Annotated in this window: 15 protein-coding genes; 5 read left to right on the forward strand and 10 right to left on the reverse strand. The window is 54.1% G+C overall.

Translation table 11 applies throughout. The features are described from left to right. Window positions 1–174: 174 nt before the first annotated feature. Genes KE531_00220 through mutM form a run of 3 tightly spaced genes read left to right on the forward strand, consistent with a single transcriptional unit; the run spans window position 175 to window position 2,849 of the window. Window positions 175–1,107, forward strand: coding sequence for a DUF1848 domain-containing protein (locus tag KE531_00220; GenBank protein ID MBR9952064.1), 933 nt, complete (start codon window positions 175–177; stop codon window positions 1,105–1,107). A gap of 18 nt (window positions 1,108–1,125) precedes the next feature. Next, the gene (locus KE531_00225; protein MBR9952065.1) at window positions 1,126–2,010 is read left to right on the forward strand and encodes a radical SAM mobile pair protein B; all 885 of its coding nucleotides are present in this window, start codon (window positions 1,126–1,128) and stop codon (window positions 2,008–2,010) included. Between the two features lie 5 nt (window positions 2,011–2,015). Continuing rightward, the gene (gene mutM, locus KE531_00230) at window positions 2,016–2,849 is read left to right on the forward strand and encodes a bifunctional DNA-formamidopyrimidine glycosylase/DNA-(apurinic or apyrimidinic site) lyase (protein MBR9952066.1); all 834 of its coding nucleotides are present in this window, start codon (window positions 2,016–2,018) and stop codon (window positions 2,847–2,849) included. A gap of 101 nt (window positions 2,850–2,950) precedes the next feature. Here the strand turns inward: mutM and KE531_00235 are convergent, their stop codons facing one another. The 5 genes from KE531_00235 to KE531_00255 all read right to left on the reverse strand — a co-directional run bounded on the left by KE531_00235 (window position 2,951) and on the right by KE531_00255 (window position 7,624). Next, the gene (locus KE531_00235; GenBank protein MBR9952067.1) at window positions 2,951–4,156 is read right to left on the reverse strand and encodes a glycine C-acetyltransferase; all 1,206 of its coding nucleotides are present in this window, start codon (window positions 4,154–4,156) and stop codon (window positions 2,951–2,953) included. A gap of 12 nt (window positions 4,157–4,168) precedes the next feature. Next, window positions 4,169–5,221: an L-threonine 3-dehydrogenase gene (tdh, locus tag KE531_00240; GenBank protein MBR9952068.1), complete on the reverse strand. Its 1,053-nt coding sequence runs from the start codon at window positions 5,219–5,221 to the stop codon at window positions 4,169–4,171. Between the two features lie 288 nt (window positions 5,222–5,509). Continuing rightward, the gene (locus tag KE531_00245; GenBank protein MBR9952069.1) at window positions 5,510–6,133 is read right to left on the reverse strand and encodes a formate/nitrite transporter family protein; all 624 of its coding nucleotides are present in this window, start codon (window positions 6,131–6,133) and stop codon (window positions 5,510–5,512) included. After that, window positions 6,130–6,996 (reverse strand): bifunctional 5,10-methylenetetrahydrofolate dehydrogenase/5,10-methenyltetrahydrofolate cyclohydrolase, encoded by an 867-nt coding sequence (locus KE531_00250; GenBank protein MBR9952070.1) that lies wholly within the window; start codon window positions 6,994–6,996, stop codon window positions 6,130–6,132. The genes KE531_00245 and KE531_00250 overlap by 4 nt, the downstream gene beginning before the upstream one ends. Window positions 6,997–7,015: 19 nt before the next feature. Next, window positions 7,016–7,624 carry a cyclodeaminase/cyclohydrolase family protein gene (locus tag KE531_00255; GenBank protein MBR9952071.1) on the reverse strand — a complete coding sequence of 203 codons (609 nt, stop codon included), beginning with the start codon at window positions 7,622–7,624 and terminating at the stop codon, window positions 7,016–7,018. A 279-nt stretch (window positions 7,625–7,903) separates the two neighbouring features. Here KE531_00255 and KE531_00260 point away from each other — a divergent pair, with 279 nt between their 5' ends. Then, a complete protein-coding gene (locus KE531_00260; protein ID MBR9952072.1) occupies window positions 7,904–8,560 on the forward strand; it encodes a phosphoesterase in 657 nt (218 codons plus the stop codon). 97 nt (window positions 8,561–8,657) lie between these two features. On the opposite strand, the gene KE531_00265 is transcribed toward KE531_00260, so the two are convergent. From KE531_00265 to KE531_00275, 3 genes are all read right to left on the reverse strand, one after another. Then, window positions 8,658–9,632: a D-2-hydroxyacid dehydrogenase gene (locus KE531_00265; GenBank protein MBR9952073.1), complete on the reverse strand. Its 975-nt coding sequence runs from the start codon at window positions 9,630–9,632 to the stop codon at window positions 8,658–8,660. Beyond that, window positions 9,632–11,431: an aminopeptidase P family protein gene (locus KE531_00270; protein MBR9952074.1), complete on the reverse strand. Its 1,800-nt coding sequence runs from the start codon at window positions 11,429–11,431 to the stop codon at window positions 9,632–9,634. The genes KE531_00265 and KE531_00270 overlap by 1 nt, the downstream gene beginning before the upstream one ends. Window positions 11,432–11,516: 85 nt before the next feature. Further along, window positions 11,517–12,521 carry an aspartate--ammonia ligase gene (locus KE531_00275; GenBank protein ID MBR9952075.1) on the reverse strand — a complete coding sequence of 335 codons (1,005 nt, stop codon included), beginning with the start codon at window positions 12,519–12,521 and terminating at the stop codon, window positions 11,517–11,519. Between the two features lie 126 nt (window positions 12,522–12,647). On the opposite strand from KE531_00275, the gene KE531_00280 reads away from it, so the two are divergent. Beyond that, complete coding sequence (locus KE531_00280; GenBank protein MBR9952076.1) at window positions 12,648–13,154, forward strand: hypothetical protein; 507 nt, start codon at window positions 12,648–12,650, stop codon at window positions 13,152–13,154. A gap of 138 nt (window positions 13,155–13,292) precedes the next feature. On the opposite strand, the gene KE531_00285 is transcribed toward KE531_00280, so the two are convergent. After that, window positions 13,293–14,933: an FAD-dependent oxidoreductase gene (locus KE531_00285; GenBank protein MBR9952077.1), complete on the reverse strand. Its 1,641-nt coding sequence runs from the start codon at window positions 14,931–14,933 to the stop codon at window positions 13,293–13,295. Window positions 14,934–14,937: 4 nt separating this feature from the next. Further along, the gene (ahpC, locus tag KE531_00290; protein ID MBR9952078.1) at window positions 14,938–15,501 is read right to left on the reverse strand and encodes a peroxiredoxin; all 564 of its coding nucleotides are present in this window, start codon (window positions 15,499–15,501) and stop codon (window positions 14,938–14,940) included. Window positions 15,502–15,937 lie beyond the last annotated feature (436 nt).

The following is a 15,937-nucleotide window of genomic DNA, read 5'->3' on the forward strand; positions in this document are numbered from 1 at the left end:
GGCACAGATCAGTGATTTGACCTGTGCCTTTTTTTCGTGTTTCTTTTTCTTCCCCAAAAAACTCTTGCAAAATCTATCATTCCATCCTATAATAAAAGTCAAGGAATAGACTATCAATTATTTTACCATTAAACACATTTCCCTGATACACGCAGAAAAACAGGAGGTGCCCACATGATTATCAATACAGGCGGACGAACCGACACAGTACAGTATTACAGCGAATGGCTCCTTAACCGCTTCTCGGAGGGGTATGCCCTCTCGCGCAATCCCCTCTTTCCAAACAAGGTTACGCGTTACGAGCTGACGCCCGAAACAGTGGACTGCGTCGTCTTCTGTTCCAAAAACTACCGGCCGATTCTCCCGCGCCTTAAGGAGATTACCGGCCGTTTCCACACCTATTTCCACTACACCATCACCGCCTACGGAAAAGACTTGGAACCCGGCGTGCCCTCCATCGAGGAAAGCATGGAGACGCTCATCGCCCTCTCCCGCCAGGTGGGAAGGGAGCGCGTTGCGTGGCGGTACGACCCGGTTCTTCTCACAAAAACCTATACCATCTCCCGACATCTGGAAACCTTTGAAGCGATGGCAGGCGTCCTGGCGCCCTACATAGACCGCTGCATTTTCAGCTTCGTGGAAATGTACAAAAAGCTGGAAACCAACATGCCCGAGCTGATCCCCTTATCGGAAAAGGATAGGGACGAACTGGCCGAGGGGCTGGGCGCCATCGCGGGAAAACACGGGATTTATCTCCAGACCTGCGGCACAAACGGAGATTATTCCCGTTACGGCATCCACGCCTCCGGCTGCATGACCCTCGACATTTTAGGACAGGCAAACGGAATCTCCTTTAAAAACTTAAAGCACAAAGGCATGCGCCAGGGCTGTCACTGCATCGAAAGCCGCGACATCGGCGCCTATGACACCTGCTTAAACGGCTGCAAATACTGTTATGCAAACAAAAGCCCCAAAAAGGCGCGGGACAACTTCCCGCTCCACGATCCCGCCTCGCCTCTGCTGTTGGGCCATCTAAGGCCGGAAGACACCATCATCCGGGGCGCGCAGAAAAGCTTTCTGGCAAAGGAAATGCCTGACAGAACATAGAACCGGAGGTACATCGCCATGAATTCCCCGATCATTCAGGAAGTGAACGTCAAAAGCATTCTCTCCAAATCCAATCTGCCGGTATGTGAATATTCCGTCAATCCATACGTCGGCTGCACCCACGGCTGCAAATACTGCTACGCCTCCTTCATGAAGCGGTTCACCGGCCATCCGGAGCCCTGGGGCACCTTTTTAGACGTAAAATACTGGCCAAAAATCAAAAATCCAGGAAAATATGCAGGAAAAGAGCTGTTCATCGGCTCCGTCACCGATCCCTATAATCCCCAGGAGGAAGTCTTCGGGCGCACGCGTGAACTTCTTCTCGAGTTAAAGGGAAGCGGCGCCAAAATAAGCATCGCCACAAAAAGCGACTTAATCCTGCGGGATCTGGAGCTCATAAAGACCTTCCCCGGCGCACGCGTATCCTGGTCCATCAACACCCTGGACGAAGTCTTTAAAAACGACATGGATGACGCAGTATCCATAAAGCGGCGGCTTTCCGCTATGGAAGCTTTCCACCAGGCCGGAATCCGCACCACCTGCTTCATCTCCCCGATTTTCCCAGGCATCACGGACGTAAAAGCCATCATCCGCCGCGCAAAAGGCTGCTGCAACCTGATCTGGCTGGAAAACCTCAACCTGCGCGGAAGCTTTAAACCAGTCATCCTGGACTATATCCGCAATAAGTATCCCGACCTAGTTTCTCTGTATGAGGAAATTTATACCCACCAGAACAGGAATTACTGGATAAACCTCGATGCAGAGCTCAAATCCTTTGCCGCCAGGGAAGGCCTGGACTATAAGACAAACGACGACAGCATGGAACGCCCCTTTGAAGCGCCTCCCGTCGTCGTCAACTATTTTTACCATGAACAAATCAGAAAATCAGCCAGAAAGGAGTGAGCGTCATGCCGGAACTTCCCGAAGTCGAAACCATGAAACAAATCCTTGAGCCGCAGCTTCGCGGGCTCACCATTGAAAGCATCCTCGCAAACCGGCCGGAGGTGATCGCCCATCCCTCTGACGAGGATTTCTGCCGCCGCCTTTTGGGCCAGACCTTTTCCTCCATGGGACGGCGCGGAAAATATCTGATTTTCCATATGGAAAACAAAAGCCGCATCCTTCTCCATCTCCGCATGACCGGCTGCATACTTCTCGCGCCGGCGGATTATCCCGAGGAAAAGCACACACATCTCGTATTCCGGCTAAGCGGCGAAAAAAAGCTGCTCTTTTCCGACACGCGCCGGTTCGGCCGCTTCTGGCTCTTTGACGAGGGCGAGGCCGACTCATACAGCGGCGCAGAAAATCTCGGGCTGGAGCCATTTTCCGATGGCTTTACTGTTTTGTACCTAAAAAGCCGGCTGGGGAGCAGGAAAAAAGCCATAAAAGAATGCCTGATGGACCAGTCTGTCATCGCCGGCATCGGAAACATCTACTCCGACGAAATCCTTTTTTCGGCCGGCATCTCCCCCGGCTGCCCTGCCGGCCGCCTGAAAGAAGAGGACTGGGAGCGGCTGGCCGTTCTCATCCCGGAGCGCCTCTCCTACTTTATCGAAAAAGACCGGCTCACGCCGGAAGAATATCTGGAGACAAAAGGGAAAGATTACCGCAATGCGCCTTATCTTCAGGTTTACGGCCAGGCCGGAAAGCCGTGCCCGGTCTGCGGCAGGCTTCTCTGCAAAAGCGCCATCGGCGGCCGCACCAGCACCTTCTGCCCCAACTGCCAGAAGGAGCGCTCTTAAAGCAAACGCATGCGCCGCCAGCTTCTTCTGCCTGCCGGCCATAAAAAAGGGACGCCGCCGGTTTTTCCTCCGGCAGCGTCCCTCTTTCTTACGCATATTCTTTATTTCGTTTCCAGACCCATCTCTTCCCGTACTTCCTTGAAGCACTTCACGATGAAATCGATGTCCTCTTTCGTATGGCTTGCACAAACCTGGGTACGGATTCTGGCTTTTCCCTTCGGTACAACCGGATAGGAGAAAGCAACGACGTAAACGCCCTTTTCCATCATCCTCTTTGCAAATTCGCCGGCCAGTCTCTCGTCGTAGAGCATGACAGGCACGCAGGGATGCGTTCCCGGAATGATATCAAAGCCGTTGTCAACAAGAAGCTTTCTGTAATATGCCGTAACCTCTTCCAGATGATCTCTTAATGCCGTGCTCTCCTGAAGCATGTCAAAAAGCTCAAGGCTTGCGCCTACGATGGCCGGTGCCAGAGTGTTGGAGAACAGGTATGGACGGCTTCTCTGACGAAGCAGGTCGATGATCTCCTTGCGGCCGGAGGTGTAGCCGCCGGACGCTCCGCCGAGGGCTTTTCCGAGGGTACCGGTGATGATGTCCACACGGCCTTCGACGCCGTTATGCTCCGGCGTTCCGCGGCCTGTCTTTCCGACAAAGCCTACGGCATGGCTGTCGTCCACCATAACGAGCGCATGGTACTTGTCAGCCAGGTCACAGACGCCCTTTAAGTTGCAGATGATGCCATCCATGGAGAAAACGCCGTCGGTAGCGATTAACTTGATTCTGGCGCCTGCCGCGTCTGCTTCCTGAAGCTGCTTCTCCAGGTCTTCCATGTTGTTGTTTTTATAACGATAGCGTTTTGCCTTGCAGAGGCGGACGCCGTCGATGATGGATGCGTGGTTTAACTCGTCGCTGATGACGGCATCCTGCTCGGTGAGGATCGTCTCGAAAAGGCCGCCGTTGGCATCGAAGCAGGAGGAGTAAAGGATCGTGTCATCCGTTCCGAGGAACTCGGAAATCTTCTTCTCCAGCTGTTTGTGGATATCCTGGGTGCCGCAGATGAAACGGACGGAAGCGCAGCCGTAGCCTCTCTCGTCGTATGTCCTCTTTGCAGCATCGATCAGCCTCTGGTTGTCGCCAAGACCAAGGTAGTTGTTGGCACACATGTTGAGAACCTCGCGTCCGTCCTCCAGCTTTACTCTCGCACCCTGTGCGGAAGCAATGGGAGCCTCGCCCTTAAACAGGCCGGCAGCCTTGATGTCCTCAACCTCTTTTGCATAAATACTTAAAATATCATTTTTGCGTTCCATACTGCATCTCCTTTAATCATTGATATGAGCCCAGTCCAGGATTACCTTGCCGGACTGGCCGGAAATCATTGCCTCAAAGCCCTTCTCATAGTCGCGGATATCGAAATGATGGGTGATGATCTCGGAAATATCCAGGCCTGCCTGAAGCATCGTCGTCATCTTGTACCAGGTATCCCAAACCTTTCTTCCGTAAATTCCGCGCAGGTTCAGTCCGTTGAAGATCACCGTCTCAAGATCGACCTTGCACTCCGTTCCCTGAAGGCCAAGGAGCGCAATCTTTCCGCCGTGCTTCATGTTGTGGATCATGTCTGCAAGTCCTGCCGGGCTTCCGGACATTTCCAGTCCGATATCAAAGCCCTCGGTCATGCCGATGCTCTTCATCACGTCTGTCAGCTTCTCATTTGCCAGGTTTACGGTCCTTGTGGCACCCAGCTTCTTTGCCAGGTCAAGGCGGTAATCGTTAAAGTCTGTGATGACAACGTGGCGCGCGCCTGCAAACTTCACGATGGCGGCTGCCATGATGCCGATGGGGCCTGCGCCCGTAATTAACACGTCCTCACCCAGGACATCATAGGAAAGGGCCGTATGGGTTGCGTTTCCGAACGGATCGAAGATCGCGTACATTTCCTCCGGGATGTTGGGATTGCACGGCCATACGTTGGAGGACGGGATTACCAGGTATTCCGCGAACGCGCCGTTCCTGTTTACGCCGACGCCCTTTGCGTCCTTGCAGTTTTCCTTATGGCCTTCCAGGCAGTTTCTGCACTTTCCGCATGTGATATGGCCCTCGCCGGATACGAGATCGCCGACCTTGAAGCCCTGGACACCAGGTCCGACCTCCACGATCTCGCCCACATACTCATGGCCTGCCGTCAGGCCAATCGGGATTGTGTGCTGTGCCCAGTCGTTCCACTGGTAAATATGTACGTCCGTACCGCAGATGGCCGTCTTGTGGATCTTAATCTTCACGTCGTTGGGGCCTACCTCCGGGATCGGCACACGTTTCATCCAGAGACCTTCCTCCGGTTTTTCCTTTACTAAAGCCCACATTAAATTATCCTGCATGACTTTTCCTCCTTGTACATGGATTTTGGCCCGGGAACCGTCGTCCGCGGCGCCTTTATACTACCATCATAAACGCGGAACGGAAAAATAGCAAGCTCTTTTTTCCGTCTCAGGCGAACATTTTTGCCTGGCATGTATTTGTGCGGCGTACATGTACAGTTGTCTTTTACGGAAAAACAAAAGGAAATTGTTTAAATTTTGTGCACTTTTTCACCATGCTTCAGTGCAGCAAAGAACCTGGCGCACATAAAAAATCCCGGAAGCCTCTGCCCCGGGATTTCCTGGTTTTTATTTTGTTTCCGATTTCCCGAATGCCTCTAACGCCGGGATGAGCAGGCCGCCTGCGCTGTTTCCAAGCGTCATGAGAAGCAGGTAAAGGACTGCCTTCCCCGACCAGACGCCGGCAAGGGAAAAATAAAACATGTTTGCCACGCAGTGTTCAAACCCGCAGAGGATAAAGACGCTGACGCAGACAAATAAAATCAGCGGGTTCCCTTTCTTTTTGAAGCCGTCCACGGCCGCGTACATCAAAAACCCGCAGAACACCGACAGAAGGAAAATGCTGGCCGGCGTATCGGAAAGCTTTACCGCGGCGATTTCCCCGGCCCTGGCGCTTATGCCGCTGATCCTGGACATGAGGACGCAGGCGGCGCCAAGTCCCGTACCTGCCAGGTTCCCGGCCCATGTAAGAGCGAGAAGCAGGCCGTAGCCGGCCTTATCCTCCTGCCCGATCAGATATCCCACCTTGCCGGTATAAAGATGAAGCCCGTTTAACACAATGACATAAAGCCCCACGGCAAAGAGCAGGGCTCCCGCCGTCGTATTTTCCACGGAAAGATACACGGTGCCGCCGATGGCAATGGAAAGCCCGGCCGCTGCCGCCGACAAAAAAATCCACACGCGGTTTTTCATCGCACATCCCTCATTCCGTTCAGGTATCCGGCGCTCCGGATCACATGGGATGCCAGCACGGAGGACGTCACGCTTCCGACGCCGCCCGGCACCGGGCTTATGAGGGAGGCCTTCGCAGACACAGCCTCAAAATCCACGTCGCCGCAGAGCGCACCGTCCTCATCCACATTGATCCCCACATCGGCCACGACGGCTCCGTCTGCGATCATGTCTGCCGTTATCATTTTCGCCTTCCCGGCTGCCGCCGCTAAAATTTCAGCGCTGCGGCAGGCCTCCTTAAGGTCTTTTGTCCGTGTGTGACAGACAGTCACCGTGGCATTGGCCTTTAAAAGCAGCATGGCAAGAGGCTTTCCAACCACCATGCTTCTTCCGACCACCGTCACCCGCTTCCCGGAAAGCTCCACGCCGTAATGCTCGAAAAGCTTCATAACTGCTTCTGCCGTACACGGCGCAAAGCCGCTCTCGTCCCCGGAAAATACCTTGGCGATGTTGACCGGGCTCATGCAGTCCACATCCTTTAACGGGTTGATCATGGCCTTTAACGGCTCTTCATCCAGGTGCTTCGGAAGCGGCCGGAACAAAAGAATCCCGTGAACCGACGGATCCTCGTTTACCGCCTGGAATTCCTGCTCCAGTTCTGCCTGGCCAATGGTTTCCGGAAGCTCATGGACGCGGCACTCGCCTCCAACCATCTCCATCCGTTTCTTTGCCCCGCGCTCGTATGCCAGGTCATCCGGCCTGGCCCCCACACGCACAATGGCAAGGCATGGCACAATCCCTTTTTCCTTCAAAGCATGCACCTGTTCCTCCATGCTTTCCTTCATGGCCTTCGCCGTTTCGGCGCCCTTCATGACTCCGCTCATGTATTCCACCATCCTTTCCTCAGCGGATTTTTTTCAATGCGTTCCCGTAAATCTCTTCCTTTTTCTTTCTGCCCTCTTTTATCAGGCGGTCCGCCTTTTCATTAAGCATTTCCGCCTTTTCCCGGTCTGCCATGAGCTTCGTATTGATGAACACGTTTAAGGAAGCGCCTTCCAACGCCGCCTCGGCAAACAGGGCGCCGACACCGGCATCGCTGACGGCCAGACGGCTTCCCTTCTCTTCCACGACGGAGAGGAAATCCATGGCCTCCAGAACGGTTTCCATGATTTCAAGCGGGACGACGCTGGCGCCGTAAAGAGCCTGCTCCAAAATCTCTCCCCGCTCCTCCTTCGGAAGCCCGTAAGCCTTTGAGAGCGGCTCGAAGGCCTCCGCGTCCTTGTCCGTCAGCTCCACGAGCCGGTTTCGGATCTCCTCCAGCCGGCTCCTGGCCGCCTTGATCTCTTCCTCTGCGCCGGCGTATTTTTTCTTCCCGACGGTCAGATTTGCCACCATCATGCCGAGCGCCGCAGCAAATGCCCCCACGGCCGCACAGGCGCCGCCGCCGCCCGGCACCGGCTGGGAGGAGGAAAGCTCCTCCAGAAATCCCGTCGTTTTCTTTTCCAGCATCATCGTCTTCATCCCCTCTGTGAAACACTTACAATCAGTTTCTGATGCTTCCATTATACCCCAACGCCACGGCGCCTGCAACTGCATTCGCACGGGAACGCCGCTCCCCCTCCAGTAGGCTTCTATAAAGAAAATAAACTTTTTGTATCAAAAGTGTTACGTTTTATTAACATTCTTTTAAGCATATTGAAACACCTTCTCTGTTGTGTTATAATTCAGGCAAGTTGTTAATAATAATAAGCGTATTGGTCCATCCTTATCCGAGTGGAAGGAGGCATCCTTATGAAACAGTTCATTAAAAAGTACGGTCATGTCTGGATCCTGTCCTACGGACTTATTTACCTGCCCTGGTTCGCCAGGCTCCAGGAAAACGTCGGAAAGCCTTACAATGTCATGCACGTCGGCCTGGATGACTATATTCCGTTCAACGAGTATTTCATCGTCCCCTATCTCTTATGGTTCCTCTATGTAGGCGGTACGATTGCATACTTCTTTTTCCGAAGCAAGGAAGACTATTACAGGCTGTGCACCTTCCTCTTTACCGGAATGACCATCAGCCTCTTAGTCTGTACCCTCTTCCCCAACGGAACGGATTTCCGCCCGGCCATCGACCCGGACAAGAACATCTTCTGCTACCTGGTGTCGGTGCTCTGGAAGATTGATCCGTGCATCAACGTCTTTCCGAGCATCCATGTGTACAACTCCATCGGTGTACACATTGCCGTCTGTCACAGCGAGCTTTTAAAGAAAAACAGGCCGCTGGTGATCGGCTCCGGGATCCTGATGGTTTTAATCTGCATGGCGACCGTATTTTTAAAACAGCATTCCGTCATCGACGGCGTCGGCTCCCTGTTAATGACAGCCGTGATTTACCCGATTGCCTATGCGCCGGAATCGCTGCGAAAAAGAAAATACGCAGGAGAGACCTTCAATCTCTGATGCCTGCGTACCCTTACGAAAGATAAAGAACCGGTGTTCCACGGTATGAAAACCGCGGAAACGCTCCGGTTCTTTCTTTATTTCATTTAAAATTTCATCAATATCCGGCCGTTCTGTCCACCAGATTTCTCATGGGCGTTCCCTTCGTCCATGCCTCAAGGTTCTCACCTGCGATCCTCACCACCCGCTCAAAGGTCTCGGAAAGCCAGAAATTTCCGGCCACATGGGGCGTAATCACAAGATTTTTCGCTTCCCAAAGGCGATTTTCTGCCGGAAGGGGCTCCGGCTCCGTCACATCAAGCCCGCAGCCGCCGAGGTGCTCTTCCTCCAGCACCTTAAAAAGTGCCTCCGGGTCGATGGCATTCCCGCGCCCCGCGTTGATTAAGAACGCACCTTTTTTCATGGCGCGCAGCCGCCTTTCATCCATCAGATGATCGGTAGCGTCGCCGCCGGGAAGGATCATGGCCACAATGTCGGCACGACCCAAAACTTCGTCCAGCTTCTCCATGGTGTACTGCTCGTCCAGATACTCCGGCTTTTCCTTTTCCGTCCGGCGGATGCCGATGACATAGGCGCCCAGCGCCTTCATCTTCCTGGCATAATCGCCTCCGATGTCGCCGAGTCCCAGAACGAGCACCGTGGCGCCCTCAACGGAAATGATGGGGCCCATAGCCTTCCACTCATGGCTTTTCTGGTTGTCGCGGTACTGGTGCAGGCGGCGGATCAGCATAAAGGTCAGCGCCAGCATGTGCTCCGATACGGCAAGCCCGTAAGCGCCGGCCGAGTTTGTGAGGATCGTGCTGTCCGAAAGCACGCCCGGCTTTACATAGGCGTCGGCTCCGGCCGAGTTAAGCTGGAACCACTCCAGCTTCTTTGCCTTAGACACCTTTTCCGGCGGGAGATTGCCGATGATGGCGTCGGCACCCTCGATTAACTCCTCTCCGGCCTGGGAACCTGGGACGTACTGGAAGCAGCAGTGGAACCTTCCGTCCGCGGCTTTCTTTTCCAGATACGCCTTGTGCTCTTCCGTGACGGGAATCGTCACAAGGATCTGTTTTCTCTCATATTCCATTACGCCTGCCCTCCGATCTCCTTCGTGGCCTCACGGAGCCATTCCTTCTCTTCTCCGTCCAGATACGGAGAAAGCTTTTCATAGACCTGCTTGTGGTACTCGTTTAACAGGTGGATGTCCGACGGCTCCATGACGGAAATGTCAATGGCTTCCGTGTCGATGGGCGCAAACGTCAGCGTCTCAAACTGCATGAACTGGCCGTACAGATTCTTTTCAGCTTTCCGGCAGAGAATCAGGTTTTCCGTCCGGATTCCATGGCTTCCTTCGATATAAAGCCCCGGCTCGTTGGACGTCACCATGCCTTCCTCCAGGATACAGCTATCCTGGCGCTCCGGGACGATTCTCCAGCGGAAACCGTTGGGCCGCTCATGGACGTTGGAGAGGAAGCCGACGCCGTGGCCGGTTCCGTGGTTGAAATCCAGGCCAAGCTTCCAGAGGGGGCCTCTGGCCAGGTAGTCCAGATTGATGCCGCGGCAGCCGTAGAGGAATTTTGCGTCGGAAAGCCTCAGCATTCCCATGAGCACCAGCGTGTAGTGAAGCTTCTCCTCGTGGGTCAGCTCTCCGAGGGCGATGGTTCTCGTCACATCCGTCGTCCCCTCATAATACTGTCCGCCGGAGTCCACGAGATAAAGGCCTCTGGCTTCGATTTCCGATTCCGCCCCCTTCGCGGCATGATAATGGCACATGGCGGCGTTGGCGCCGTAAGCGGAAATGGTCGGGAAGCTGGGGCAAAGGTAGCCCTCCTGCTCTTTTCTGAGGCTCTCCAGATATTCTGCTGCCTCAGTCTCCGTGATCCGCATCTTTCCTGCATTCTTCTTTAACCAGAAGATGAACTTCGTGAGGGCGACGCCGTCTTTGATGTGGGCTTTCCTCATGTTTTCCATCTCCGTGCGGTTCTTCACGGCCTTCATCATGGACGTGGGATTCATGGCCTCAATGAGGCGGCAGCTTCCGTCAATGGCGCGGTAGAGGGCAAAGTTCACTTTTGCCGGCTCTAAAAGCACCGACTGGCTGCGGAGTCCGGCTGCTGCGCCGTAAATTCCCTCATAGGGGAGAAGCTCGACGCCGTTTTCCTCAAAATATGCCTTCACTTCCGCAGAAAGGCGGCTCTGATCCATAAAAAGCTTCGCCGTCTCTCCCGTGAGGATCATATGGGCTGCCGGAAGCGGATTCCCGTCCTCCGGGTTCTTCCGGATATTTAAAAGCCAGGCAATGTCATCGAGGCTTGAGAGCACATGGACGTCTGCGCCGCAGTCCTCCATGGCCTTTCTCACATCGGAGAGCTTCTCCTTCGCACTCTTTCCTGCGTACTGCTCAGAAAGCACCCACACCTCCGGAGAGGAAAGTGCCGGACGGCTTTCCCACACGGCGCCCGCCAGATCAGAATCCGTCGAAAGCGTCACGTGTTTCTTCTTCATCAGAGCCTCAAGCTTAAGGCCTGTCTCTGCATTGACAACGCGGCCGTCAAAGCCCAGGATCCCGTTTTCCGGGAGCGTCTCCGCCAGATACGCTTCGATGGTGGGAACTCCCTCCTGCCCCATTTTCATGAGCTCCGTCTCCTGGCCTTCCAACTGGTGTGCCGCCTGTACAAAGTAGCGGCCGTCGGTCCAGAGCCTGGAAAAGTCCTTCGTAACCACCATGGTTCCCGCAGAACCTGTGAAGCCGGAGAGGAATTCCCGGCACTTAAAATACGCCTCCACGTCCTCGGAATCATGGAAATCCGAGGACGGGACGTAATACGCATCCATGCCGTGCGTCTCCATCTGCTCCCTGAGCTTTCTCAGTCTTTCGTTTGCCATTATTTTGTTACCCCCGTTTCTATACCTTTTTCTTCTATAAAGATGCTGGGCCAAAAGGTGGTTTGACCCAGCATATCTTCTATAATTAAAGCAGCGGGATTCCCGCCTCCTTTGCTGCCTTCATAACCTCTTCCGGCCATATGGACGCCTGGATCTCGCCGATATGGGCTTTTCTTAAGAAAAACATACAAATTCTGGACTGGCCGATGCCGCCGCCGATGGTAAGCGGAAGCTCCCCGTTTAAGAGCGCCTTGTGGAAGTCCAGTTCCATCCGCTCTTCACAGCCGGCCGCCTTTAGCTGGCGGCGCAAAGATTCTTCGTCCACGCGGATACCCATGGAGCTGATCTCAAAGGCACTGTCAAGAACCGGATAGTAGACGATGATATCTCCGTTTAACTTCCAGTCGTCGTAGTCCGGCGCCCGTCCGTCGTGTGGTTCCCCAGATCTCAGCTTATCACCGATCTGCTCGATGAATACGGCCTTATGGAGCTTCGCAATCCTGTTCTCCCGCTCCTTCGGCGTGCAGTCGGGATACATGTCTTCCAGCTCCTGCGACGTGATGAATTCAATGTGATCCGGAAGCACGCGCCCTATGTAGTCGTACTCATATGCCATGTAGTCCTCGGTGACTTTTAAGGCCTTGTAAACCGCTTTCACCGTGTTCTCAAGCGTCTCCCGGTTCCTCTCTTCTCTGGTGATGATCTTTTCCCAGTCCCACTGATCCACATAGATGGAGTGGAGGTTGTCGGTGTCTTCGTCCCTGCGTACTGCGTTCATGTCCGTATATAGCCCTTCTCCCGGAACAAAACCGTACTTCTTTAACGCGTACCGTTTCCATTTTGCGAGAGAATGGACGATCTCCGCCTGACGGCTTCCTTCCTTGATATCAAATCCCACCGGCCGCTCCACGCCGTTTAAGTTGTCGTTGAGGCCAGACTCCGGAGTGACAAAAAGCGGCGCCGAAACACGCGTCAGATTTAACTGTCTTGTCAGCTCTTTCTGAAAAAAATCTTTGACAATTTTGATTGCAGTCTGGGTTTCCCGAAGATCAATTTTGGGCTCATACCCTGCCGGAACGTAAAATTTCATGTCAGATCCCACCTTTCTATTTAATAATTAGACAACTATACCACTTTTCCTTTTAAATGTAAACAGGAATTTTTCCAGTGGGATTTCATATGGTAATAGTGATAAGAACCTGATACAGGAGATGCCATGCCAATGTATATTCCCGTAACCGGGACGCTGACCCGCATAAGCTGGCCCGAAGGCAGCCGGGCCTCCATGGGCTGTACCATGACGCTCACGCTCCAGACCGGGGATCAGGGGATCGTGAACTTCACCCTGCCCTCCTCGGCCTATGTGCTGAACGCCAGGCAGTTTGCCGTCGGCGACCGGATCACCTGCTTTTACGAAAACAATGTCGCAGTCCCGCTCATTTACCCGCCCCTTTACCGGGCCGTTGCCGCCGCACATACGCCAGCCGGGACGACTGCCGTCCTGGACACCTTTAACAATCAGCTCACCAATTCTGATGGGACGATCCGCTTAAACATGTCCTCCAAAACCACTAAGACTGTCCTTCCAAACGGCCAGCTTTTCGTCGGCTATCTGGCAGGAAAGACGCTGCTCGTCCTCTATACCTCCTCGACGCGCAGCATTCCGGCCCAGACGACGCCGGAACAGATCGTCGTGTTCTGCCAGGATATGCAGGACACATAACCGAACCGCAGACGCGGACGGCGCGTCCATGCCGCCGGGCAGGGGAACATTTCCCTGCCCGATCATCGTACACGGCCGCATTCCATGTTTTTGCGCTGAAAAAAGGCCCTGGTCTTTTTTGACCGATGGGCCTTTCTTTTATGACTGTCCGATGAGGTCGAGGATCTGGCGGATGTTCTTTTTCCCAAAGCTTGGCTGTTTCCCGTTTATCAGAAGGCAGGGGACGCTCATGACCTGGTATTTATCTTTATACGCCGGGAAATGGTTCAAGTCGTAGACCTCTGCCGTCACAGACTGGCGTTCCGCAGCAATCCGCTGGGCGGCCGTCACAAGCTCCGGGCACATGGTGCAGGATAAAGACACCAGGATTTTCATATCCACCGGCGTTTCCATGGCGGCAATCCGCTCCCGCACGTCTTCGTCGATGGCCTGTCCCGGCCCGGCCGCGTTGTAGAGGCCGAGGATAAACGACGTAAATTCGTGACCGCCGGGAACGCCGTGAAAGGCGAGCCCCGTCTCGCTTCCGTCCTGTTTGCAGATGCTTACGCAGGGCGCCTCCGCGCCGTCCTCCATGTGGACTTCCACGGAAAGCTTATCCGTAAGGCCGGCCAGGGCTTCCATATATTCCTTAAGCTCCTCCGATACCGGGCGGCCATCGAGGAACAGCTTTAAAACCAGCGGCTGTGCCATTTTTTCAAAAACCGTATGGAGCTGGGACAGCATTTCTTCCGAAAACAGGCCTTCCTGCTGTTTTCCTTCTTTTTCTTCTTGTTCCTTTTGAACTTTGGGAAGCCGCGTTACCGGCTGCTTCGGCCGCAGGCCGGTCTTCTTCTGGAGGCCTGCCGCATACCGCTCCAGCTCCGTGGCCGCAACGGCGCCGTCTCCCACGGCCGTCACCACCTGGCGCAGGTTTTTCACACAGATATCGCCGGCGGCGTACAGCCCGTCCACACTCGTCTTCTGTCCCCGGTCTGTGATCACATAGCCGTGCTCATCCAATTCGGCCAGCCCCTTCACAAGCTCCGTGGCCGGCTCATAGCCTGCAAACACGAAAATGCCGAAGGTCTCGCCTTCCGGCGGCCGGTACTCCGTGACCTCGCCGGTGATGCGGTTTTTATAGCGGAGAAGCCGCAGGGCCGAATCGCCGTCGGCCTCCACCACCTCGGTGTTGGTGAGAATCGTGATTTTTTCGTTGTTTCTCGCCGGGTCTGCCGACGCCTTCGCACAGGTGAAATCTTCTCCGCGGATCAGGATTGTCACATGCCTCGCATATTTCGTCAGGAACACGCTCTCTTCCGCCGCGGCAAAGCCGCCGCCGACCACAAATACGTCCATGCCCGTGAAAAACTCGCCGTCACATGTGGCACAGTAGGCGACGCCGTGGCCGCGGAACTCTTTTTCGCCCCGGAATCCCACCATCCTGGGATGGGCACCGGACGCCAGAAGGACGCCGAAGCAGGAAAGCGTCCCGCGGCTTGTCTCCACGGATTTGATGTCCCCCTCCATGGAGAGGCCTGTGACCTCCGCCGAAAGGAACTCCGCGCCGAAGGCCTGCGCCTGCCGCCTCATGGTTTCCGTCAGCTCTGCGCCGTTCGTCGCCCCGACGCCGGGATAATTGACGACCTCCGAGGTAATCGTAATCTGCCCGCCGAACCGCTCCTTCTCCACGACGACAACACGGTAGCGGGCCCTCGCCAGGTACAGCGCGGCAGTCAGCCCTGCCGGGCCGCCGCCGATCACCACTGCGTCGTAGAGGTTTTCCATCTTTGCCCCTTCCATAGGCTTATAACTGCCCCACCAGGTCAAGGCTCGGTTTTAACGTCTTCTCGCCCGGTTTCCACTTGGCCGGGCAAACCTCGTCGCCGTGCTCATGGACGAACTGGCTGGCCTGGAGCCTGCGGAACAGCTCGTCGGCGTTGCGCCCCACGTTGCCTGCCGTCACCTCATACGCTACGATCTTTCCCTCCGGATTCACAATGAAGCTTCCCCGCTCCGACATGCCGTCGGCCTCAATATAAACCTCAAAATCTTTGGAAAGCGCATGGGTCGGATCGGCTAACATCGGGAATTTCAGCTTTTTGATCCTGTCGGAGACATCGTGCCATGCCTTGTGGACGAAATGGGAATCGCAGGACACGGAGTAGATTTCACAGCCTGCTGCCTGGAATTCTTCATATTTATCAGCCAGATCCTCTAACTCCGTCGGGCACACAAAGGTGAAATCGGCCGGGTAGAAAAAGAATACGCTCCATTTTCCGAGGATATCGCTCTTTGTCACAGTCTGAAAGGCGCCGTCTTGAAAGGCCTGTACGGTAAAATCACTGACTTCTTTGTTAATCATGGACATGCTTGGTTCCTCCTTAAATGATATCTTCCTGTTTTTGAGTTAGTTAATTCTAACTTGTGTGTTATCATACCATCTGACAGGAAGAAAAGTCAAGAAATGATATTGATAATTTTTATTATTATCATCAGCAAGTCCATATTTTATGCATGGTAATTTTTAACATTCCTGCAAAAAAGTTTTTAAAATACGGCAAAAGGGAGTGTCGCAAAATCATCAAAATAGATGATTGAGCGGCACTTCTGCTTGTTACAGCAAAAAATCCGGCGCTCCCTATGGTTTCAGAGCAGATCGCCGGATTTTTGCCGTACTTTAATAAAACCTTTCGGTTTTATGATTTTTCTATGCAGTTTTTACTTCAAACAGATGGCTTCCTGTCCGGCCATTTTGGATCTTAGCATGCAATTTATTCAGATTATACCCCAGGCACAGCAGTAGG

Source organism: Eubacteriaceae bacterium Marseille-Q4139 (genome assembly GCA_018223415.1).
Classification (GTDB): domain Bacteria; phylum Bacillota; class Clostridia; order Lachnospirales; family Lachnospiraceae; genus CABSIM01.